This window comes from Xanthomonas sp. NCPPB 3005, assembly GCF_041228095.2.
GTDB lineage: Bacteria > Pseudomonadota > Gammaproteobacteria > Xanthomonadales > Xanthomonadaceae > Xanthomonas_A > Xanthomonas_A bonasiae.
The window spans coordinates 1,207,653-1,229,057 of record NZ_CP166096.2 but is presented as its reverse complement, the minus strand read 5'-3'; the positions used below and the strand labels follow the sequence as shown (position 1 = coordinate 1,229,057).

Here is a 21,405-nt window from a genome sequence, read left to right as displayed (position 1 = left end):
CGAGTCGCCATGAGCCAGCAAGACCCCAGCGCCCTGTACGCCGCGCACCTGCGCGCGCTGGCGCAACGCGCCGACACCGCGCTGGCGCGCGGCGGCTTCGACCATCTGCTCGTGCCCAGCGGCAGCCTGCACTACCAGCTGTTCGACGATCGCGACTATCCGTATGCGGTGAACCCGCAGTTCAAGGCCTGGCTGCCGCTGACCCGGGTGCCGAACAGCTGGCTGGTATACACCCCGGGACGCCGCCCGCAGCTGATCTTCCACCAGCCGCGCGACTACTGGCACGTGGTGCCGGCGGCGCCGAACGGCTGGTGGGTCGAGCATTGCGACATCCACGTGATCCGCACCCCGGAAGACGCGCTGGCGCTGCTGCCGGGACCGGCCGCGCGCTGCGCGATCCTCGGCGAAGCGCAGAGCGCGCTGGGCGACTACGTGCCGAACAATCCGGACGCGGTGGTGCAGTACCTGGAATACCACCGCGCCTACAAGACCGCCTACGAACTGGTGCTCATGCGCCAGGCGCAGCACCTGGCGGTACGCGGCCACCGCGCCGCCGAAGCCGCGTTCCGCGACGGCCGCAGCGAGTTCGAGATCCACATGGCGTATTGCAGCGCGGTCGGCCAGGACGCCAACGAACTGCCGTACGGGAACATCATTGCGCTGAACGAGCACGGCGCGGTGCTGCACTACACCGAACTGGAGCGGCAGGCGCCGGCGCAGCGGCGCAGTTTCCTGATCGATGCCGGCGCCTCCGCGCACGGCTACGCCAGCGACATCACCCGCAGCTATGCCGCCGACACCGGCAGCGAGTTCCAGGCGCTGATCGACGCGGTCGACGCCGCGCAGATCCGCATGGGCCAGGGCGTGCGCGCCGGCGTGGACTACAAGCAGTTGCACCTCGACGCGCACCTGGCGCTGATGGGCGTGCTCAAGGACTTCGGGGTGATCACCGTATCGCCGGAAGCCGCGCTGGCCACCGGCGTCAGCGCCGCGTTCTTCCCGCACGGCCTCGGCCACCCGATCGGCCTGCAGGTGCACGACGTGGCCGGCTTCGCCGCCAGCGACCGCGGCGGCCGCATCGAGCGCCCCGCCGGCCATCCCTATCTGCGCATGACCCGCGTGCTCGAACCGGGCATGGTGGTGACGATCGAACCGGGCGTGTACTTCATCGACATGCTGCTCGACGAGGTCAGGAAGAGCGGCCATGCCGCCAGCGTGGACTGGAACCGGGTCGAGCAGTTCAAGCCCTACGGCGGCATCCGCATCGAAGACGAAGTGGCGTGCACCGAGGGCGAACCGGAGAACCTGACCCGGCCGGCGTTTGCAGCGGCCGCCTGACCACAGCGGACGCGCCGTCGCGGATGCGCTCGGGCCAGCATGCATATCCCCCATGCACGCGCGGCTGCATCGCCAGGCCGCGCCGGGGCCGTCTTGAAGTCGCTCGGCGGCGCCGCGCTCACTTCCCGGTCAGCGCGTAAGGACCGCGGTTGAAACTCATCGGCATCAGGTCGTAGCGCCGTTGCCCGGCCTGCGCAGGATAGGGCGCGGTCTTGAAATCGTGCGCAAGCGCTTCGAGTCCGCGCGCCGCGTTCGGCGAGGGCAGCGCCTCGACCACCAGGGCCGACTCGGGGCGTCCGCCCTGCGGATCGCCACGCAGCAAGAACAGGCTCAGCGCAGGCGTCACCGGCAGATCCATCGGGCTGTCGAGGACGGTCTTGCGTCGCTGGTTCTCGGCGCGCGCGGCCAGTCCACTGTCCTCTCCTGTCGACTGCGCCTGCAGGGCATCGATCTGCGCGAACAGCATCCGGTCCAGCACGCCGCCCCACTGTCCGCGGAATTCGTTGAACCAGGCGAGTCCGAGCGCGTCGCGGTCGCCCGCCGGCATCGCCGCATAGCAACGCTCCAGCAGATAGGCGTGGTAAGCGGTATCGCGATTGCGCTGGCTGGGACGCAGCGTGCGGCCTTCGATCGCGCGGGCGCGGGTGGTGAACTCGCGATCCAATGCCACCCAGCCCTGCGCCCATTGCAGTGCCGGCTTGGCACGGCCTGCCGACAACTCCAGTTCCGCCAGCGACGCCAGCGCCAACAGCGGGCAACGCGGCATGCCCAGGCACCGCTCCAGCCAATAGCGCGCGGTATCCGGCTCGCGCGGCACCAGATGCGCCGGATGCGCCTCGCCATTGCGGTACAGCACGCCGAGCACGTAGGCCGACATGCCGTCGCCCCTGCCGGCCAGCGCGACCAATTGCGCCAGCATCTGCTCGCGTGCCGCAGGCGCCGAGCGCGCCGACAACAAGGTCTGCAGATCTTCGAGCGCCAACGTCGGCACCGCTGACGGCACTGGCGCCGAGGCGGCAGCGGCAGGCGATGGTGGCGCCGCCGCGTCCTGGGCAACCACCTCAGCAGCGGCAGCAAGGCACAGCGCTGCCGCAAGCACTGCCTGCATCCATTTCTTCATGCCTGCCCCCTCCCCCGGAAGCAAGCTACTGTGCGCAACCCGCGTGACGTACGCAAGCGCGGCGTCAATCACCGGCCATCAAGCCTTCGATCTCTTCGGCGCTGCGCTCCAGCGCGGCGGTCAGCACGCGGTGGCCGTCGTCGGTGATCAGCACGTCGTCTTCGGTACGGATACCGATGCCGCGCCAGCGCGGCTCCACCTGCTTGTCGTCGGCGGCGATGTACAGCCCCGGTTCGATGGTGAAGACCATGCCCGGCTCGAGCAGACGCGAGGCGCCGGCCAGCTTGTAGTCGCCGACGTCGTGCACGTCCAGGCCGAGCCAGTGCCCGGTCTTGTGCCGGTAGAAACGCCGGTAGTCGCCATCGGCCAGGTTCCGCTCCAGCGTGCCCTTGAGCAGGCCCAGCCGCAGCAAGCCTTCGGTGAGGGTCTGCACCGCCGCCAGATGCCCGGCCTCGTAGGCCACGCCCGGCCGCGCCTGCGCCAGCGCCGCCGCATGCGCCGCGCCGACCAGATCGTGCAGCGCGCGCTGCTCGGCACTGAAGCGGCCGCTCACCGGGAAGGTGCGGGTGATGTCGGCGGCGTAGCCGCGGTACTCGGCGCCGGCGTCGACCAGCACCAGTTCGCCGTCGCGCAGGCGCGCGGCGTTGGCGCGGTAGTGCAGCACGCAGGCGTTGGCGCCGCTGCCGACGATGCTGCCGTAGGCCGGCCAGGCGTCGCCGGCGCGGAACTCGCGCTCGATCTCGGCCTGCACCTGGTATTCGTGGATGCCCGGCCGCGCCAGCCGCATCGCCGCGCGATGCGCGGCCACGCTGAGGTCGGCGGCGACCTGCATCAGCGCGATCTCGTCGCGCGACTTGAACAGGCGCTGCTCGTGCAGCAGGTGGCCCAGTTCCAGGAACTCGTGCGGCGGCTGCGCGCCATGCCGCACCTGCTCGCGCACCCGATTGACCCAGCCGATCAGCTTGAGGTCGAAATCGACGTCGCGGCCGAAGTGGTAGTACACCCGCGAGCGGCCTTCCAGCAGGCCCGGCAGGATCTCGTCGAGATCCTCGATCGGGTACGCATCGTCCATGCCGTAGCGTTCCACCGCGCCTTCCTGGCCTTCGCGCGGGCCGTCCCAGGCCTCGCGCTCGGGATCGCGCTCGCGACAGAACAGCAGCGCCTCGCCGTGCTTGCGGCCCGGCACCAGCACCAGCACCGCCTCCGGCTCGGGGAAGCCGCACAGGTACCAGAAATCCGAATCCTGCCGGTACGGATAGTGCGTGTCGTGGCTACGGACCCGCTCCGGCGCGCTCGGCAGCACCAGGATGGCGTGGTCGCCGGCCATGTCCATCAGGTGTTTGCGCCGACGCGCGTATTCGCCCGCGCCGATGCCGGTGAGTCGCTTCATCGCGTCAGTTCAGGCGTTGCCGATGGCGCGGGCCGAGCACGCAGTCGCTGTGCAGCAGCAGCGCGGCCACGCGCACGAATTCCTCGATCTCGGCCAGCGCGTCCTCGTCCTCGTCGGCGCTGTCGAAATCGTCGGTGCTGGCCTGGGCCAGCCGCGCCAGATCCTGCAGCGACTCTTCGCCTTCTTCCGACAACGGCGGCTTGGCGCCGGCGGCCAGGCCGAACCCGCCGAGGAAGCCGCGGCACCAGTCGAACAGGGCGTCGGCGCGCTCGGACAGCGGCGCGCCGGCATCGGCCAGGACCAGGTCGAAGGCGAAATCGCGGTCCTCCAGTTGCGCGGCGGTGGCCTCGCGCAAGCGGTCCAGCACGTCGCCGCGGCGCGGCGTGGCGATGCCGGCATCGGCCAGCACCGCGGCCGGCCACGCCGCCAGGTCGGCGCCGCCGCCGGCCAGCCAGCCGCACAACGCGCCGTGGAGTTCGGCCGCCGACGCGGCCAGGCCCAGTTGCTGGCTGGCTTGGGTGACGTCGTCGGCGCTAGGAAGTTCGATCATGGACGCAAGGCCTGTTGTGCGCTCGCCACGGAGAGTCGGGGCCAGCGGCGGAGCGGGACTGCGCAGTGTAGCAATCCGCATGTGTCGCGCTGCTTGTGAAGGCTTCCGGCGGGCGCCTACACTCCACCACCCCCTTTCCTGACCGAAGCCCTCTTCCCGCCATGTCGATCGAGCACGTCGCTGCGGGAATTGCCGGCCATGCCGGAACGGATTGGCGCTGGGGTTGGGCCGCCGCAGCGGCGATCCTGGCGGTGGCCGCGCTGGTTTCCGCGCTGCAGGCGCTGCACTGGCGGCGGCGCATGCAGCAACAGCAGCAGCGCCAGCAGCAGCTGCAACAGCGCGACCGCCATCTGAAGCTGGCGCTGTGGGCCTCCGGCGAGCACTTCTGGGATTACGACCTGCAGCAGCGCAAGCTGCGCCGCATGCGCGCCGACGAGGCGGCGCCGCATGCGCAGGAGATCACCATGGTGATCCGCGAGGACGATCCGCTGCGCATCCACCCCGACGACGTGCCGCAGGCCGAGCGCGCGCTGCGCGAACACCTGCAGGGCCTGACCCCGGTCTACGTGGCCGAGTACCGGGTGGACCTGGCCGGCGACGGCGTGTGGCTGTGGGCGCGGGTGCGCGGCCGCGTGGTCGACTACGACGCCGCCGGCAAGCCGCGCCGGCTCGCCGGCACCGCACGCGACATCACCTCGCACCGCCAGGCCGACCTGGAACGGCGCATCGCCAGCGAAGTGCTACGCAGCATGAGCGAGGCGGTCGCGGTGCTGGACGAAGACCTGCGCTTCATCTCGGTCAACCCGGCCTTCACCCGCATCACCGGCTACAGCGAACGCGAGGTGCTCGGCCAGCCGATGACCCTGCTCGACCATGCGCCCGACGTGCCCGCCGCGCCGCCGCTCGAGCGCGGCCGGTCCTGGCGCGGCGATGCCTGGAAGCGGCGCAAGGACGGCCTGGAAATCCTCTGCCACGTGCGCCGCAACACGGTCGTCGACGCCGACGGCCGGCACAGCTTCCACGTGGTGGTGCTGGAAGACATCACCGACCAGAAGCGCGCCGAGCAGGAACTGCGCTACCTGGCCAACTACGACACGCTGACCAGCCTGCCCAACCGCGCGCTGCTGTCCGAGCGGCTGGCGCGCGCGATCGTGCGCGCGCGGCGCCAGGGCAGTTCGGTGGCGGTGCTGTTCCTGGACCTGGACCGGTTCAAGGACATCAACGATTCGCTCGGCCATGCGGTCGGCGACCGGGTGCTGCGCGCGGTCGCCGAACGCCTGCAGCAGGCGGTGGGCCCGCAGCACACGGTCGCGCGCCTGGCCGGCGACGAGTTCACCGTGGTGGTGGAGGACATCGCCGATCAGGCCGAGGCCGAAGCCGTCGCCACGCGCGTGCTGGCCGCGTTCGACGCACCGCTGCAACTGGAGGATCGCCGCGAAGTGGCGATCTCCTCGTCGATCGGCATCTCGCTGTTCCCGCAGCACGCGTTGCTGCCCAGCGAACTGCTCAAGCATGCCGACACCGCGATGTACCAGGCCAAGGCCGCCGGGCGCCGCAACGTGCAGGTCTATTCGGCGCGCATGGACGAGGCCACCCGCCACCGCGCCACCCTGGCCAGCAGCCTGCGCAAGATCCCGTTCGACCAGGAGCTGAAGCTGGTCTACCAGCCGCGCTATTCGCTGCGCGAGCAGCGCGTGGTCGGCGTGGAAGCGCTGCTGCGCTGGCACAGCGCCGATTTCGGCACGGTCTCGCCGAGCCAGTTCATCCCCCTGGCCGAAGAAACCGGGCTGATCCTGGAGATCGGCGAATGGGTGCTGCGCCAGGCCTGCAGCACGCTGCGCGAATGGCGCCAGCTGGGCCTGACCGACTTGTGCATGTCGGTCAACGTCTCGGCGATCCAGCTCGAGCGCGGCGACCTGCCGGCGTTGATGGCGCGGATCCTGGCCGAGACCGGGGTCCCGGCCGGCAACGTCGAGCTGGAACTCACCGAAAGCGTGGTGATGTCGCAGGTCGGCAAGAACGCCGCCACCCTGCACGCCTGCCGCGCCCTGGGCCTGGCCCTGGCGATCGACGACTTCGGCACCGGCTATTCGTCGCTGGCCTACCTGAAGCGCTTGCCGATCAACACCTTGAAGATCGACCAGGAATTCATCGGCGACCTGACCCGCGATCCGGACGACGAGGCGATCACCAGCACCATCATCGCGATGGGCCACTCGCTGACCCTGAAAGTGGTCGCCGAAGGCGTGGAGCTGCCCGGCCAGCTGGCCTTCCTGCGCCAGCACGGCTGCGACGAGATCCAGGGCCATCTGGTCGCGCCGGCACTGGAACCGGACGCCTGCCTGCAGTTGCTGCGGCAGCCGCTGCTGCTGCCCGCCTGAGCGGCGGCCGTCGCGCCGTCCGCCGGCGTCTTGACCGCCGCTCGGGCGCATGCCTATCGTGGGCGCCATGGACAGCCCCGACGCCCTCGCCCAGCTTCGCACCCTCGCCACACGCGTGGAAACGCTGGTCGAGCGCTGCCAGCGCCTCGCCGACGAGAACCGCAGCCTGCGCCAGCAGCAGGAGCAGTTGATCGGCGAGCGCTCGCAGCTGCTGACCAAGAACGAGCAGGCGCGCTCGCGGGTCGAGGCGATGATCACCCGGCTCAAGTCGCTGGAGCAGCACACGTGAGCGAACCGGTCAGCGTCCGCATCCTGGACCGCGAATACACCGTCGGCGTCGAGGCCGAAGAACGCGACAGCCTGCTCGCCGCCGCGCGCCTGCTCGACGCGAAGATGCGCGAGGTGCGCGGCAGCAACCGCATGGCCGCGGTCGACCGGGTCGCGGTGCTGGCCGCCTTGAACCTGGCGCACGAGCTGCAGCAACTGCGCGACGAGCAGGCCCGGCGCGATCATGAGATGGCGCGCACGCTCGCCGATCTCAATCGCCGACTCGACGGCGTGGTCGATACGGCGCGTTGATACACGCCTCGCATTTCGATCATCAACGTGAATTGCGCCGTACCGCGCGACCGACGAACGGACTAGCCAAGCGCGGCGACGACGCTATACTTCGCTTGCGTTCTCTGCTGTAAACGACAGCGTGTGCAAACATTCGCCTTGTCCCTTAATTACGACCACGGGATGGCGACGGAATCGGGTGTGCAGGTCCGCCTTGTAGCGGGAAGCCCGATGGTTCCCCAGCTATCCCACTTGAACCCCGGGTTCAAGGTCGTTTCGCACGCATCGTCATGGCGGAGAATGCAATATCCCGGAAACGGCGCCGCAAGGCGCCGTTTCCTTTTGTGCGTCCGGCATGCGCCACGCCCGACGCCCATCGCCTCGGCGCCGTCGCTGGCGTCCCCGCAGCGCACGGCGTCCCGCACCGACCAGCCGCCCGCGCAAGCCTGGGATACTGTCGCGCCCTTCCAGGAGACGCCGCATGCCCTCGCTCGCCCAGATCATCGACCGCTTCGACCCGAACGCCGGGTTCGACGTGCCTGCCAGCTGGTTGCAGGGACGCACCGCCTTCGGTGGCCTGTCCGCGGCGCTGGCGCTGCAGACCGCGCTGCGCGCGGCGCCGTCCGCGCTGCCGCCGCTGAAGTCGGCGCATATCTGGTTCGTCGGCCCCACCGACGCCACCCTGCGTTTCCAGGCGCAGCCGTTGCGCCAGGGCAAGTCCACCACCTCGATCGCGGTCGATTGCCTGGCCGGCGCGCAGGTCGCGCTGCGCGCGGCGCTGCTGTTCGCGCAGCCGCGCCCCAGCCGCATCGCCCACGACTTCATGCCTGCGCGGCCCGCGGTGTGCGGGCCCGACGCCGCAACGCCGATCGCCGCCAGCGCGATCACCCCGGCGTTCGCCGCCAACTTCGAGATGCGCCTGGCCGGCGGCGCGCTCCCGGTGTCCGCCGCGGCCAGCCCGGAGCTGATGGTCTGGGTGCGCCATCGCGACAGCGCGGGCGTGGATCCGAGCCTGGCCCTGATCGCGCTCGGCGACAGCCTGCCGCCGGCGGCGATGGCCTGCTTCACCGAACCGGCGCCGGTCAGCTCGATGACCTGGACCCTGGATTTTCCGCAGCCGGCCGCGGCAGGCGACTGGTTCCTGCTGCGTTCGGCCAGCCAACACGCCGCCGACGGCTACTCGCTGCAGGACATGCAGATCTGGGACGAAGCCGGGCAGCTGGTGCTGTCGGGCCGGCAGACGGTGGCGATCTACGCCTGATGCCGCGACGACGGCAACGCCCTAGCCAGTCCACGCGCCGGCACCGACAATAGCGCCGTCCCTTCCCGCGCCTGCCCGATGACTCCCGACGACCGCGACCTCCTGCGCCAGCAACTGCGCGCGCGCCGCCGCGCGCTCCCCGCCGCCGCGCGCCTGGCCGCCGCCGACGCGCTGGCGCTGCGCTTGCTGGACCTGCCGTTCGCGCCGCAGCACGGCCACGTCGCCGGCTATTGGGCGATGGACGGGGAGATCGCGCTGCACCGCTGGCAATTGAGCCTGCCGGCCGGCGTGCAGTACTGCCTGCCGGTGCTCAGCGGCAAGACCCTGCGTTTCGCGCCGTGGCGCCCGGGGCAGCCGCTGAGCGCCAACCGCTACGGCATTCCCGAACCCGACGTCGCCGCCGAAGCGACGCTGGCGCCCGAGCAGATGGCGCTGGTGGTGGCGCCGCTGGTCGGCTTCGACGCCGGCGGCGGACGCCTGGGCATGGGGGGTGGCTGGTATGATCGCAGCTTCGCATTTCGCCAGCGGCAAGCGCCTCCGCCCTGGCTGGTCGGCGCCGCCTTCGCTGCGCAGCAGGTCGACGCGCTGTCCGTCGCCGCCTGGGACGTGGCGCTGGATGCGGTCTGCACCGACTCCCACACCCTCCTGACCGCGACCGATCTCCCCGCATGACCGCACGCAAGCGCTACTGGCTGATGAAGTCCGAACCGGACGCCTTCTCGATCGACGACCTGCAGCGGGTCGGCAGCGAACCCTGGAACGGGGTGCGCAACTACCAGGCGCGCAACTTCATGCGCGACGGCATGAAGGTCGGCGACGGCATCCTGTTCTATCACTCCAACTGCAAGGTGCCCGGCATCGTCGGCACCGCCACGGTGGCCAGCGACGCGTATCCGGACGTCACCCAGTTCGATCCCACCTCCGACTACCACGACCCCAAGGCCACCCGCGAACAGCCGCGCTGGTATCTGGTGGACGTCGCCTTCGAGCGCAAGCTCGCGCGCACCATCGCGCTGGACGAGATCAAGCAGCACGCCGACGCGCTCGGCGAAGGCTTCCCGCTGACCGCGCGCGGCAACCGCCTGTCGGTGTTCCCGGTCAGCGCCGCGCAGTGGAAGCTGCTGTTGGCGCTCGAGTAGCCGGGATTGGGGATTGGGCATTGGGGATTCGTCCCTGCCCGGCCCCGCCTGCCGCTTTGACGAATCCCCAATCCCCAATCACGAATCCCGAGCCCCCCATGTCCGAAAGCAAACGCCTGGCCGCCGAAAAAGCCATCGAATACGTCGAAGACGGCATGATCGTCGGCGTCGGCACCGGCTCCACCGTGGCCTACTTCATCGACGCGCTGGGCCGCATCGGCCATCGCATCAAGGGCGCGGTGTCCAGCTCCGAGCAGAGCACCGCGCGCCTGCGCCAGCACGGCATCGAGGTGCTGGAGCTGAACCACACCGGCAACCTGTCGCTGTACGTGGACGGCGCCGACGAGTGCGATCCGAACCGTTGCCTGATCAAGGGCGGCGGCGCCGCGCTGACCCGCGAGAAGATCATCGCCGAGGCCAGCGAGCGTTTCGTCTGCATCATCGACCCGAGCAAGCAGGTGCAGACGCTGGGCGCGTTCCCGCTGCCGATCGAGGTGATCCCGATGGCGCGCAGCCTGGTCGCGCGCGAGATCCTGGCACGCACCGGCGGCCAGCCGGTCTGGCGCGACGGCGTGGTCACCGACAACGGCAACGTGGTGCTCGACGTGCACCACCTCAGCATCACCGATCCGGTGGCGCTGGAGCGCGAACTGAACCAGATCCCCGGCGTGGTCTGCGTCGGCCTGTTCGCGCGCCGCCCGGCCGACGTGGTGATCGTCGGTGGCGAGCCGCCGCGCGTCCTGTAGGACGCGCGCGGGATTGGGGATTCGGGATTGGGGATTGGTAAAAGCCAAAACCTCCCTCCGGCCTCCGAATCCGCTGTTGCGAATCCCCAATCCCGAATCCCCACTCCCGGCTCTCTTGACTCGCCACCCACCATGCAACAAGGTGCGCGCTGATCCCACCTTCCCCGGCAACGCCATGTCCCTGTTCCGCGCCCTGTTCGTCCTCGTCCTGCTGACCCTCAGCGGCTGCGCCAGCGCCGGCGGCCATTGGGTGGAACTGGCCGGACACCGCTACCAGGTCGAGCTGGCCCAGGACGATGCGACCCGCGCGCGCGGGCTGATGTTCCGCGACCAGATGGACGCCGACCACGGCATGCTGTTCATCCACGACCGCGAGGAACCGCAGGCGTACTGGATGAAGAACACCAAGATCGCCCTGGACATCCTGTACTTCGACACCCAGCGCAAGCTGGTGGCGCAGCAGCGCGACGTGCCGCCGTGCTCGGCCGGCAACGCCTGCCCGCCCTATCCCAGCAACGCGCCGGCGCGCTACGTGCTGGAACTCAATGCCGGCCAGGCCGCGCAACTCAAGCTGCAGGACGGCGCCGAACTGAGCTTCGGCCCGGGCATCCCCACCGCCCGCTGAGCCGCGCCGGCGTCGGAAAAAGCGCCGCCGCTGTGGCGCTGAACCCGACACCGCTGTCGGGAACCCCCGGACTTGATCGCGTCGCACTTTGCAGCCAGTCTTGGGCCATGGTCGACCGACTGACATTGCCGAGCTGGAATACCCTGGCCGCGCTGGACGACGATGCGCTGCCGCTGCTGGCCACCGCGCTGCTGATCGCCCGCGACGAGTATCCGGAACTGGATGCCGAGCACTACGACACGCTGGCGCAGAACCACGCCGAGCACCTGCGCCACGAAGTGGCGATGATCGAGCCGTGGCCGCTGAAGATGGCCGCGATCAACCGCCACCTGTTCGAGGAACTCGGCTACAGCGGCAACCACGACGAGTACTACGACCCGCGCAACAGCTACATGAACGAGGTCTTCGAGCGCCGCCTGGGCAATCCGATCTCGCTGGCGCTGGTGCAGATGGAAGTGGCGCGGCGGCTGGACATCCCGCTCGACGGCGTGTCCTTCCCCGGACACTTCCTGGTGCGCCTGCCGGTGGACGACGGCCTGCTGGTGATGGACCCGTTCAACGGCGGCCGCCCGCTGGCGGTGGAAGAACTGCGCGAACGCGCGCGTCCGCACCTGGGCGGCGAGACCCCGGACGACCGCGCGCTGCTGCAGATCCTGGATCCGGCACCGCACCGCGCGATCCTGACCCGGGTGCTGCGCAACCTGCACGGCGTCTACGCCGAACGCGACGAATGGGATCGCGCCGCACGCAGCGCCGACCGCGTGCTCAAACTGATGCCCGACCAGCCCGAAGCCCTGCGCGACCGCGGCCTGGCCTACCTGCAGATGGACTACGTCCCCGGCGCGCGCCGCGACCTGGGCCGCTACCTGCAACTGAACCCGGAAGCCAACGACGTGCTGCCGATCCGCGAACGCCTGGTGGAACTTAGCGCGCGGGCGCAGCGGATGCATTGAGGCTGGGAATCGGGAGTGGGGAATCGGGAATGGGAAAAGCAGCTGCCCTGAGGCTCAGGGTTACTGGCTTGACCAAACGGTCGATACGTAGCCGTCCGAATCGTCCATGCGAGCGTCCGTGGGCGGACAGCTCGACCTGACCTGTGGTGTTGCCGCAATCCGATGGCTCGGAATCGCTGTGTATGCCCGGACAACCCTAAACCCAATCCGCCGCGCGAGATCTGGAGGCAGGGAGTCGCTGTTCCCATTCCCGATTCCCCACTCCCCATTCCCAGCAATCAATCCATCTCCACCATCTCGAAATCGTCCTTGGTCACGCCGCAGTCCGGGCAGGTCCAGGTGTCGGGCACGTCTTCCCAGCGGGTGCCGGGGGCGATGCCCTCTTCCGGCAGGCCGTCGATTTCCCGGTAGATGAAGCCGCAGACGACGCACATCCAGGCGCGGTAGGTGGTGGCAGTGGCATCGCTCATTGGATAATCGCGGGTCTACGGGCCGAACGGAGGGGCATTGTCCCACCGTCGCCTGCACACCGGAAGGCTCCTCCATGAATGCATCACCGCCGCCACGCGGCGTCTACCTGATCACGCCCGACGAGGCCGACGGCGCGCGCCTGCTCGCGCGCGTGGCGCCGCTGCTCGGCCACGGCCCGACCTGGCTGCAGTACCGCAACAAGCGCGCCGACGCGGCGCAGCGCCTGGCCCAGGCGACGGCGCTGCAGGCGCTGTGCGCGCAGGCCGGGGTGCCGCTGATCGTCAACGACGACGTGGCCCTGGCGCAGGCGGTCGGCGCCGCCGGCGTGCACCTGGGCGAAGACGACGGCGACCTGGCCGCCGCGCGCGCAGCGCTCGGTGCCGAGGCGCTGATCGGCGCCTCGTGCTACGATGACCTCGCGCTGGCCCGCGCCGCCGCCGCCGCCGGCGCCAGCTACGTCGCCTTCGGCGCGTTCTTCCCCACCCGCAGCAAGGTCACCACGCGCCGCGCCGACCCCGGCCTGCTGCGCGATGCCGCGGCGCTGGGATTGCCGCGGGTGGCGATCGGCGGGGTGCGTCCCGACAACGGCCGCGCCCTGGTCGCCGCCGGCGCCGACCTGCTGGCGGTGATCAGCGGCGTGTTCGACGCCGAGGATCCGCCTGCCGCGCTGGCCGCCTACCGCGCCTGCTTCGACTGAGGCGGGGGGCCGGCGCGGGTATCGAATGCGCCGCTGGCGGAGCGCTCTTGGTGCGAAGCCTCGCGCCTCCAAACTCAGCGAAGCGCTTCGCGCCGTACCCTCACCCCAACCCCTCTCCCGATGGGAGAGGGGCTAGCGGCTGTTCCCTTCTCCCCTCGGGACCATGGCCCCCTTTTCGGGAGAAGGTGCCCCGCAGGGGCAGATGAGGATACGGGCGCAGCCTCGTGCACCCAAACTTCGCGAGGCGCTTCGCGCACGTACCCTCACCCCAACCCCTCTCCCGACGGGAGAGGGGCTTGGAACCATGCGCGCTCAGAAGTCGTAGCTCAGCGTCACCCGTGCCGAGCGCGGCGCCTGGTAGGCCACTGCCTGGTTCCATAGCGGATTGACTTGACCAGGATTCAATTCGGAGAACGGATAGACATTGGTCACCGTCTGCCGGTTGGTGACGTTGAACACGTCCAGGCTCAGCGCCAGTTTGCCTTCGGCGAACTTCGGCTTGTAGGTCAGGCCCAGGTCGAGTTGCGCCACCCAGCCAAGATTGCCATGCGACCCCGGCGGTGACGCCTCGCCGGTGCCGGTGGCCGGGTTGTAGCAAAAGTGGTACGTGCCGCCGGTGATGCTGGGATTGGCATAGCCGGCCGGGTCGCGGTCGCCGGCGTCGTAGTTGCTGCCGTAGTAATAGCCCAGGCACGGCCGTGGCGCGCCGGAAATCAGGCTCAGGTTCGCGGACGTGCCCCACTCCTCGGTCAGCTGATAGAAGCCGTATGCCTTCAGCTGATGGCGGCGATCGTTGGACTGGTTGCCGTTGAAGTTCTCCATCAGCGCCGCATGGTCCCAGCTCTGCGTGGTCGAGGTCGCCGCCTGGCCCTGGTAGCTGCCCAGCGCGCCGCCGGTGCGCCACAGGTCCGAACGCAGCTGGCCTTCGGTGGTGCCGTAGCTGTGCGACCACACATAGCTCATCTTGGTGTACCAGCGGCCGTCGAACGGACGCTCCAGGTTGAATTCCAGCGCCGAGTAGCGGCGCTTGAATTCGGGGTAGCCGCCCTGCTCGCGGGTCACGGTCAGCGCATGCACCTGGCCGTCGGTACCGATCACCCGGTAGGTATTGGTCTTGCCCGGATTGACCAGCGCCGCGCTGGCGTTCTTGGTCCAGTCGATGTCCACGCCCGCGGCGGCCGCCGCCGCCACCAGGCCCGCGTTGGAGTTGTCGAGGTTGGTGTCGTCGATGCCGTCGTTGAGCCGGCGGTGGGTGCCGCGCACGCCGAACACCCAATCGTTCGGCAACACCGTGGTGAAGCCGAGAATGACCTCGTCCTGGTTCTCGCCCTTGATGTCCTCGGCCACCGCGGTGCGCACGTCGGCGAGCCGGCCGAAACGCGAGTTGGCCGACACCGGCGGCGCCAGCTGGGTGGCCAGGATCGGCGTGCCGTCGGCGTTGATGCCGCTGTAGGTGTAGTAGGTGCTGGTGGACACCGCGGGGGTGAACAGGCCCGCCGGCGACAGCGGCAGGCCGAGGTAGTAGCGGCCGATGTTGCCGTACACCTTCAGGCTGGAATCGCCGTGGACGTCCCAGCTGAAGCCCAGCCGCGGCGCCCACTGGTTCTTCAGCTCGATGTAGGCCTGGCCGAACGGGGTGTAGTTGGTGAAGCTGTCGTTGCGCACGCCGAGCGAGAGCATCAGTCTGTCGGTGGCCTGCCAATGGTCTTCGAGGTAGTACGCGGTCTGCTTGGCGTCGTAGGAATACAGGTTGGTGTCGATGTCCTGGGTGACGTAGTAGCCGGTGCTGCCGTAGGTGGGATCGGCCAGGCCCGGGCTGGGCACGCCGATGCTGCCGTCCTCGGCCACCGAACCGCTGACCTGGCCGCCGCTGTTGAGGCCGTACGGGTCCGGGGTGTAGCCGTAGGTCCACGCATAGCCGGGGCCGGACTTGTACGTGCCGATGTTGATCGCCTCGCTCTTCTGGTTGTCGATGCCGACGTCGATGCTGTGCGCGCCGAGTCGCCAGTTGAGATTGAGGCGCAGGTTGTCCTTCTTGTACTCGCGGTCCGGATCGGTGATCGAGACGACGCGCTGCTGGTTGCTGATCGGCGTTGCGCCGACGTACGCCGGGTTCTGGTTGTCGACGCTGTTGAGGAACGGGCCATTGCCGGCGTCGTAGCCGATCGCGGTGAGCTTGTTGGGCAGGCTCTCCTTGCCGTACAGCGCGGTGAAGGTGAGGTTGTCGCCGAAATAGCCGGTGTACTTGCCCAGGAACAGGGTCGGGCCGAACTCGTTCTTGGCTTCGCGGCCCACATAGCTGCCGACCTCGCGATTGACGTAGTCGTAGCCGTAGATGTTGCCGTTGGTGCGCGCCTTGTCCTGCGCGCCGGTGAATTCGAGCAGGTGGTTGTCGCTGATCTGCCAGTCGATCTTGGCGTAGGCGCGGGTCTGCTTGTAGTCGTAGCGGGTCCACGGCGAGCCGGAGATGCCGCCGGAGGTGACCCGCGCGTCGGCGACGCGGGTGCCGCTGGAATCGACCTGCTCCAGCGCCAGGAAGAAGAACAATCGATCCTGCACCAGCGGACCGCCGAGGTAGGCGCTGTAGGTGGTCTTGTCGGCGGTGGTCTCGCTCAGCGGCATGTAGTTGCCGGCGGTGTACTTGGCATTGCTCGGATCCGAGTACACGCTGTCCTTGCGGAAATACAGATCGCTCTGCCGGGCGCTGAGGCTGTCCGGTTGCCAGATCACCGCCGCGCCGAAATGCCATTCGTTGCTGCCGCGCTTGCCGACCTGGCTGATCACGCCGCCGTTGGAACGTCCGTATTGCGCGCCGTAGCCGCCGGTGAAGATTTCCTGCTGATCGATCGCGCCGTACGGCAGGGTCAGCCCGCCCAGGCTGCTGGCCGGATCGGTGGTGTTGAAGCCGTTGAGGTAATAGGCGTTCTCGCTCGCCGCCGAGCCGCCGAAGCTGGCCAGCGAGCCGCCGAGCGGGCCGTTGTCGTAGCCGCCGCTGTTGGCGACCACGCCCGGCGCCAGCAACGCGATGGCCTCGGCGCTGCGCCCCAGCGGCAGCACCGCCAGTTGCTCGGCGGTGATCACGGTGCGGCTGTCGACGCTGGCCACGTCGATCCTGGCCACGTTGCCGGCCACCACGTTGACCGCATCCAGCGTCTGCGCCGGGCCGCCGAAGCCGACTTCGGTGCCGGCGCCGACCACCAGGCTGATGTTCTCGCGCGTCTCCACCACCTGGCCGTCGCGCTTGAGGGTGACCGTGTAGGTGCCCAGCGGCAGATTGCCCTGTGCGTAACGGCCGCGTTCGTCCACCTTGACCTCGCGGCTGAAGCCGCTGGTGTTGGTGATCAGCACGCTGCTCTCGCCGGCGCCGGGCGGCACGCTGCCGACGATGCTGCCGGTGGTGGACTGCGCATAGCCATTGCCGGCGGCAAGCGCCAACGCGAGCGGCAGGGCGCTCCTGCGGATCGTACGGTGCATGCTCTCTCCCCGAAGATGAAGATCGTTGGCAACCCAACGAAAAATGCAGGCGCCGCGCCAATGGCCGATGGCGCGCCCCGCGAACCCTGTGCAAACTCCGCCCACCGCACGGCCGCTCGCTGTCGGCGATCGGGCCGTGCGCCCCTGGACGTTCCGATACTAGGCAGCGGATCACACGAGGGAGCCGGTCGCGGCGGGTAGGTGCGCGGCGGGCGGGTAGGTGCGCGGCCGAACCGCGGGCGACATGGCACGTGCAGGCGGCAGCCGCGACAATAGGCGGCATCGCTCCGCGCCCGGCCCACCGGCCCGGCCAGCCTCGTCAAGGATCCCGCCCATGCACCATGCCCGCTCGCACGCCCTCTTCGCCCAGGCGCAATCGCTGATCCCCGGCGGCGTCAACTCGCCGGTCCGCGCCTTCAAGTCGGTGGGCGGCGAGCCGTTCTTCGTGCAGCGCGCCGACGGCCCCTATCTGTACGACGTGGACGGCAACCGCTACATCGACTACGTCGGCTCGTGGGGGCCGATGATCGCCGGGCACAACCACCCGGCGGTGCGCGAGGCGGTGCAGCGCGCGATCGGCGACGGCCTGTCGTTCGGCGCGCCGTGCCCGGCCGAGGTGACGATGGCCTACACCATCACCCGCCTGGTGCCCTCGTGCGAGATGGTGCGCATGGTCAATTCCGGCACCGAAGCCACCCTGTCGGCAGTGCGCCTGGCGCGCGGCGCCACCGGGCGCAACCGCATCGTCAAGTTCGAAGGCTGCTACCACGGCCACGGCGACTCGTTCCTGGTCAAGGCCGGCAGCGGCATGCTGACCCTGGGCGTGCCGACCTCGCCGGGCGTGCCGGCAGGCCTGAGCGAACTCACCGCGACGCTGAGCTACAACGACTTCGAAGGGGCCACCGCCTTGTTCGACCAGATCGGCGGTGAGATCGCCGCCGTCATCATCGAGCCGGTGGTCGGCAACGCCAACTGCATCCCGCCGCGCGAGGGCTATCTGCAACACCTGCGCGAACTGTGCACCCGCCACGGCGCGCTGCTGATCTTCGACGAGGTGATGACCGGCTTCCGCGTGGCGCTGGGCGGCGCGCAGGCGCACTACGGCGTGGTGCCGGACCTGACCACCTTCGGCAAGATCATCGGCGGCGGCATGCCGGTCGGCGCCTACGGCGGCCGCGCCGACCTGATGCGGCAGATCGCCCCCTCCGGGCCGATCTACCAGGCCGGCACGCTGAGCGGCAATCCGGTGGCGATGGCCGCCGGCCTGGCGATGCTGGAGCTGGTGCAGGCGCCGGGCTTCCACCAGCGCCTGGATGCGGCCACCGCCGCGCTGTGCACTGGGCTGGAGCAGGCCGCCGCCGCGGCCGGAGTGGCGGTCACCACCAACCGGGTCGGGGCGATGTTCGGGCTGTTCTTCACGTCGGAGAAGGTCGAGACCTACGCCCAGGCCACCGCCTGCGACACCGCCGCGTTCAACCGCTTCTTCCACGCGATGCTCGCGCGCGGCGTGTTCCTGGCGCCCTCGGCGTACGAGGCCGGCTTCCTGTCCAGCGCGCACGATCAAGGCGTGCTGGAGGCCACGCTGGCCGCGGCGCGCGAGGCATTCGGCGTGGTCGCCGCCGGCTGAACGGAAACTGAGCACCCGGTCGCGACTTTGCTTTTGTCGCGGCCGTGTCATAAGTTCAACGTTCACGGCCAACGGACGGCATCAGGGCGGGGGCCCGTGGAATCGGTACCGCACACGCGCTTTCCGCGATCTGCGCGGCGAGCCGGCACGCGTCCGACTCCGTACCGTCACCCGAACCGCCAGAGGGCGCAAGGGCGACCGCTGCAGACACTCATGGCGACATGCTCAAGCCTGTCACGCTGTTGAATCCGCGTTTCCCTCCGGCCGCGCACGACAGTCCCGCCATGCCCGACTGGGTGCTGGCCGACAAACTGGCGCCGCCGCGCTCGCGCGTGGCCGCGGTGGCGCGCGAGGCGTTGTTGCAGCACCTGGACCGCGCCGCCGAGCTGCCGCTGACCCTGTTGCTGGCGCCGCCCGGCTTCGGCAAGACCACCTTGCTCGGGCAATGGCACCAGCGCCTGCGCGAGCGCGGCGAGGCCGCGGTGGCATGGCTGTCGCTGGACGAGGACGACGCCGATCCGGGGCGTTTCCTCGCCTACCTGGCACTGGCCGCGCGCGGCGCCGGGATCGAACTCGGCGCGCCCTTGCAGGCCGCGCTGCAGCAGCAGGGCCAGGACCTGGATGTGGCGTCCACCCTGCCGGTGCTGATCCGCGCGATCCGCGCCGCGCCGCGACGCCTGCTGGTGATCCTCGACGACTACGACCGCGGCCACGCCAGCGCGCTCGACGAGGTGGTGACGCGACTGGTCGAACATGCCGGCGGCCAGTTGCACCTGCTGCTGGCGACACGGCGCGCGCCGGCGCTGCCATTGGCGCGCTGGGCGCTGCAGGGCCAACTTGAACGCATCGGCGCACGCGAACTGGCCCTGGACGACGCCGAGACGCTGGCGCTGCTGGGACCGCAGGTGCCGGCGGCGATGGCCCGCCAGCTGCGCCGACAGACCGAGGGCTGGGCGGTCGCGCTGCAATTGGCCGGGCTATGGCTGGGCGGCGACGAACGCCGCCGCGACGATCTGGGCCGGTTCTCCGGACGCACCGCCGAGCTGGCGGCATACCTGGCCGAACAGGTGCTCAACGACCTGGATCCGGCCTTGCGCGCCTTGCTGCTGCAGCTCTCGCCACTGGAGCGGTTCAACGCCGCGCTCGCCGACGCGGTGCGCGAACGCGACGACAGCGGTCGCCTGCTGGAGCGGCTGGCGCACTTCCAGGGCCTGCTGGTAGCGCTGGACGGCGAGCACGAATGGTTCCGCTTCCATCCGCTGTTCGCCGATTATCTGTACCAGCAACTGGAGCGCGACACGCCCGGACTGGCGCCGCAGCTGCACCGGCGCGCCGCGCACTGGTTCGACGCGCACGGACAGTTGCCCGAAGCGGTGCGGCATGCGGTGCGCGGCGGGGCGATCGACAGCGCCGCTGACTGCATCGCCCGCGCCGGCACCTGGCAGTTGCTGCTGCGCCACGGCACCGCCCCGATCCGCGCGCTGCTGCGCCGCTTCCCGCGCAGCAGCATCGGCGAGCGGCCGGCGCTGAACCTGACCCAGGCCTACCTGCACATGAAGCTGGGCGAGTTCGCGCACGCGCAGACCCTGCTGGAACGCTTCCGCGATTTCCCCGAACAGGTGCGCGCCCCGTTCGAACGCGACTACACGGTGGTAGTGGCGCTGCTGCGCGACCTGCTCGACCAGGTCTGCGCCAACCCGCGCGGACTGGCGCAGATCGCCGCGCAGGCGGCGGCGCTGGACGAGGACGACAGCCTGGGCCGCGGCACGCTATGGTGCATCTGCGCCACCACCGCCCTGGGCCGCGCCGATTTCGCCGGCGCCGAGCGCTATGCGCAGCTGGCCGGTACCGCGATGCAGGCCAGCGGCAGCGAAGTCGGCGCCAGCTATGCGCTGATCCATCTGGCGCAGAGCCACTACTACCACGGCCAACTGGAGCGGGCCGAAGCCATCTGCCGCCAGGCGCTGGCCATCGCCCAGCGCCAGCAACAGCTCGATCCGACCCTGCAGGCGGTCGGCCAGTGCCTGCTGGCGCAGCTGCAATGCGAGCACGGCCGCTACGACGAAGCCGCCGACTGCCTGCAGCCGGCGCTGGGATTCCTGGAACAGCACGACGGCTGGCTGGACATCTATGCCGCCGGCTACGAGACCGCGCTGGTGCTGGCGCGGCAGCACGACCGCAGCGGCCGCGCCGCGCTGGCTCTGCTCGACCATATCGACCGCATCGCGCATGCGCGGCACCTCGGCCGGCTCGCCGACCTGGCCCTGGCCTGGCGCCTGCACGTGCTGCTCGACCAGCCGCCCTCGCCGGCGATCGACGTGCTGGTCGCGCGCACCGGCGGCGAGGCGCGGTTCGCGCACGCGCTGGGCCAGCCGCAGGATTGGCGCTTCCTCGCCGCGCTCGGCTTCGCCCTGGCCCGCTGGCATCGGCTGGGCGGACGCACCCGCGCTGCGCTGGCGGTGCTGCAAGGCGTCGAAGCGGCCTGCGTGGCCGCCGACAACCAGGTGCAGCTGGCGCGGGCGCGCGCGCGCATCGCGCTGGTGCTGCACGACCGCGGCGAATCCGCCGCCGCCCTGCCCTATCTGCGTCACGCGCTGCAGCACGTGGCCAGCACCCAGGCCTGGCAATGCCTGCTGGAACTGGGCGTGCCGGGCAAGGCGCTGCTGCGCATGGCGCGCCAGCAGGATCCGCAGGCCGCACCGAACACCACGCTGGCGATGACCATCCAGGCGCTGCTCGACAAGCTGCGCCACGACCAGGACAGCGGCGCCGACCTGTTCAGCGAACGCGAACTGGAAGTGCTGGCGCTGCTGGCGCAGGGCGATGCGAACAAGCAGATCGCGCGACGCCTGGCGCTGTCGGAGAACACGGTCAAGTTCCACCTGAAGAACCTGTACCGCAAACTGGAAGCCGGCACCCGCGAAGCGGCGTTGGCCAGCGCGCTGCAACGCGGCCTGCTGCAGCGCATGGCGCCGCCGGATTCCGCATTGGACTGAGCGCGATCTCGCAATCGCGAGAGTCGTCGCGACCCTGTAGGAGCGGCTTCAGCCGCGACCGGGCCTTACCGGGAAAGCC

Annotated in this window: 18 protein-coding genes and 1 other RNA gene; 14 read left to right on the top strand and 5 right to left on the bottom strand. The window is 70.0% G+C overall.

Translation table 11 applies throughout. The annotated features are described in order from the left end of the window. Nucleotides 1-9 precede the first annotated feature (9 nt). Nucleotides 10-1,338 carry a Xaa-Pro dipeptidase gene (gene pepQ, locus AB8810_RS05295; protein ID WP_369915756.1) on the top strand — a complete coding sequence of 443 codons (1,329 nt, stop codon included), beginning with the start codon at nt 10-12 and terminating at the stop codon, nt 1,336-1,338. Between the two features lie 118 nt (nt 1,339-1,456). Here the strand turns inward: pepQ and AB8810_RS05290 are convergent, their stop codons facing one another. The 3 genes from AB8810_RS05290 to AB8810_RS05280 form a co-directional block, all read right to left on the bottom strand. Beyond that, entirely contained in the window at nt 1,457-2,458 is a 1,002-nt protein-coding gene (locus tag AB8810_RS05290) for a hypothetical protein (RefSeq protein ID WP_372530416.1), read from the bottom strand. A 64-nt stretch (nt 2,459-2,522) separates the two neighbouring features. Continuing rightward, a complete protein-coding gene (locus tag AB8810_RS05285) occupies nt 2,523-3,848 on the bottom strand; it encodes an aminopeptidase P N-terminal domain-containing protein (protein WP_191824494.1) in 1,326 nt (441 codons plus the stop codon). 4 nt (nt 3,849-3,852) lie between these two features. Beyond that, the gene (locus AB8810_RS05280) at nt 3,853-4,398 is read right to left on the bottom strand and encodes a YecA family protein (protein ID WP_179566969.1); all 546 of its coding nucleotides are present in this window, start codon (nt 4,396-4,398) and stop codon (nt 3,853-3,855) included. Between the two features lie 161 nt (nt 4,399-4,559). Between AB8810_RS05280 and AB8810_RS05275 the strand changes: the two genes are divergently transcribed. From AB8810_RS05275 to AB8810_RS05230, 10 genes are all read left to right on the top strand, one after another. Further along, nucleotides 4,560-6,779: a bifunctional diguanylate cyclase/phosphodiesterase gene (locus AB8810_RS05275; protein ID WP_191824496.1), complete on the top strand. Its 2,220-nt coding sequence runs from the start codon at nt 4,560-4,562 to the stop codon at nt 6,777-6,779. Nucleotides 6,780-6,846: 67 nt separating this feature from the next. Next, nucleotides 6,847-7,068 (top strand): TIGR02449 family protein, encoded by a 222-nt coding sequence (locus AB8810_RS05270; RefSeq protein WP_179566973.1) that lies wholly within the window; start codon nt 6,847-6,849, stop codon nt 7,066-7,068. After that, entirely contained in the window at nt 7,065-7,358 is a 294-nt protein-coding gene (locus AB8810_RS05265; protein ID WP_003471552.1) for a cell division protein ZapA, read from the top strand. Before AB8810_RS05270 ends, AB8810_RS05265 begins: the two co-directional genes overlap by 4 nt. A 98-nt stretch (nt 7,359-7,456) precedes the next feature. Then, nucleotides 7,457-7,641, top strand: a non-coding RNA gene (gene ssrS / locus AB8810_RS05260) — 6S RNA. A gap of 177 nt (nt 7,642-7,818) precedes the next feature. Next, nucleotides 7,819-8,598, top strand: coding sequence for an acyl-CoA thioesterase (locus AB8810_RS05255; RefSeq protein ID WP_369915754.1), 780 nt, complete (start codon nt 7,819-7,821; stop codon nt 8,596-8,598). Nucleotides 8,599-8,676: 78 nt separating this feature from the next. Next, nucleotides 8,677-9,270, top strand: coding sequence for a 5-formyltetrahydrofolate cyclo-ligase (locus AB8810_RS05250; protein WP_369915753.1), 594 nt, complete (start codon nt 8,677-8,679; stop codon nt 9,268-9,270). After that, entirely contained in the window at nt 9,267-9,737 is a 471-nt protein-coding gene (locus AB8810_RS05245; protein ID WP_179566985.1) for an EVE domain-containing protein, read from the top strand. Before AB8810_RS05250 ends, AB8810_RS05245 begins: the two co-directional genes overlap by 4 nt. 98 nt (nt 9,738-9,835) lie before the next feature. Beyond that, nucleotides 9,836-10,483, top strand: a complete 648-nt coding sequence (gene rpiA / locus AB8810_RS05240; protein ID WP_145702709.1) for a ribose-5-phosphate isomerase RpiA — start codon at nt 9,836-9,838, stop codon at nt 10,481-10,483. Nucleotides 10,484-10,658: 175 nt separating this feature from the next. Beyond that, a complete protein-coding gene (locus AB8810_RS05235) occupies nt 10,659-11,108 on the top strand; it encodes a DUF192 domain-containing protein (RefSeq protein WP_179566987.1) in 450 nt (149 codons plus the stop codon). 38 nt (nt 11,109-11,146) lie between these two features. Then, nucleotides 11,147-12,061: a SirB1 family protein gene (locus AB8810_RS05230; RefSeq protein WP_369916623.1), complete on the top strand. Its 915-nt coding sequence runs from the start codon at nt 11,147-11,149 to the stop codon at nt 12,059-12,061. A gap of 278 nt (nt 12,062-12,339) precedes the next feature. Here AB8810_RS05230 and AB8810_RS05225 read toward each other — a convergent pair whose 3' ends face one another. Further along, nucleotides 12,340-12,531: a rubredoxin gene (locus tag AB8810_RS05225; protein WP_179566989.1), complete on the bottom strand. Its 192-nt coding sequence runs from the start codon at nt 12,529-12,531 to the stop codon at nt 12,340-12,342. Between the two features lie 74 nt (nt 12,532-12,605). On the opposite strand from AB8810_RS05225, the gene thiE reads away from it, so the two are divergent. Further along, on the top strand, nt 12,606-13,229 hold the full coding sequence (thiE, locus tag AB8810_RS05220) for a thiamine phosphate synthase (protein ID WP_369915752.1): 624 nt from the start codon (nt 12,606-12,608) through the stop codon (nt 13,227-13,229). 312 nt (nt 13,230-13,541) lie between these two features. Here the strand turns inward: thiE and AB8810_RS05215 are convergent, their stop codons facing one another. Next, entirely contained in the window at nt 13,542-16,703 is a 3,162-nt protein-coding gene (locus tag AB8810_RS05215) for a TonB-dependent receptor plug domain-containing protein (RefSeq protein ID WP_369915751.1), read from the bottom strand. 334 nt (nt 16,704-17,037) lie between these two features. On the opposite strand from AB8810_RS05215, the gene hemL reads away from it, so the two are divergent. Together hemL and AB8810_RS05205 are read left to right on the top strand one after the other, a co-directional pair. Continuing rightward, complete coding sequence (hemL, locus tag AB8810_RS05210) at nt 17,038-18,330, top strand: glutamate-1-semialdehyde 2,1-aminomutase (RefSeq protein WP_369915750.1); 1,293 nt, start codon at nt 17,038-17,040, stop codon at nt 18,328-18,330. A 221-nt stretch (nt 18,331-18,551) separates the two neighbouring features. Further along, the gene (locus AB8810_RS05205) at nt 18,552-21,326 is read left to right on the top strand and encodes a LuxR C-terminal-related transcriptional regulator (RefSeq protein WP_369915749.1); all 2,775 of its coding nucleotides are present in this window, start codon (nt 18,552-18,554) and stop codon (nt 21,324-21,326) included. The last annotated feature ends 79 nt before the right edge of the window (nt 21,327-21,405 follow it).

Bases quoted from the DNA above. Each gene is read 5' to 3' on its own strand.
- AB8810_RS05250 (WP_369915753.1), top strand. From the start codon at position 8,677: ATGACTCCCGACGACCGCGACCTCCTGCGCCAGCAACTGCGCGCGCGC.
- hemL (WP_369915750.1), top strand. From the start codon at position 17,038: ATGCACCATGCCCGCTCGCACGCCCTCTTCGCCCAGGCGCAATCGCTG.
- AB8810_RS05205 (WP_369915749.1), top strand. From the start codon at position 18,552: ATGCTCAAGCCTGTCACGCTGTTGAATCCGCGTTTCCCTCCGGCCGCG.
- AB8810_RS05270 (WP_179566973.1), top strand. From the start codon at position 6,847: ATGGACAGCCCCGACGCCCTCGCCCAGCTTCGCACCCTCGCCACACGC.
- AB8810_RS05255 (WP_369915754.1), top strand. From the start codon at position 7,819: ATGCCCTCGCTCGCCCAGATCATCGACCGCTTCGACCCGAACGCCGGG.
- thiE (WP_369915752.1), top strand. From the start codon at position 12,606: ATGAATGCATCACCGCCGCCACGCGGCGTCTACCTGATCACGCCCGAC.
- AB8810_RS05285 (WP_191824494.1), bottom strand. From the start codon at position 3,848: ATGAAGCGACTCACCGGCATCGGCGCGGGCGAATACGCGCGTCGGCGC.
- AB8810_RS05275 (WP_191824496.1), top strand. From the start codon at position 4,560: ATGTCGATCGAGCACGTCGCTGCGGGAATTGCCGGCCATGCCGGAACG.
- AB8810_RS05280 (WP_179566969.1), bottom strand. From the start codon at position 4,398: ATGATCGAACTTCCTAGCGCCGACGACGTCACCCAAGCCAGCCAGCAA.
- AB8810_RS05215 (WP_369915751.1), bottom strand. From the start codon at position 16,703: ATGCACCGTACGATCCGCAGGAGCGCCCTGCCGCTCGCGTTGGCGCTT.
- rpiA (WP_145702709.1), top strand. From the start codon at position 9,836: ATGTCCGAAAGCAAACGCCTGGCCGCCGAAAAAGCCATCGAATACGTC.
- AB8810_RS05225 (WP_179566989.1), bottom strand. From the start codon at position 12,531: ATGAGCGATGCCACTGCCACCACCTACCGCGCCTGGATGTGCGTCGTC.
- AB8810_RS05235 (WP_179566987.1), top strand. From the start codon at position 10,659: ATGTCCCTGTTCCGCGCCCTGTTCGTCCTCGTCCTGCTGACCCTCAGC.
- pepQ (WP_369915756.1), top strand. From the start codon at position 10: ATGAGCCAGCAAGACCCCAGCGCCCTGTACGCCGCGCACCTGCGCGCG.
- AB8810_RS05245 (WP_179566985.1), top strand. From the start codon at position 9,267: ATGACCGCACGCAAGCGCTACTGGCTGATGAAGTCCGAACCGGACGCC.
- AB8810_RS05290 (WP_372530416.1), bottom strand. From the start codon at position 2,458: ATGAAGAAATGGATGCAGGCAGTGCTTGCGGCAGCGCTGTGCCTTGCT.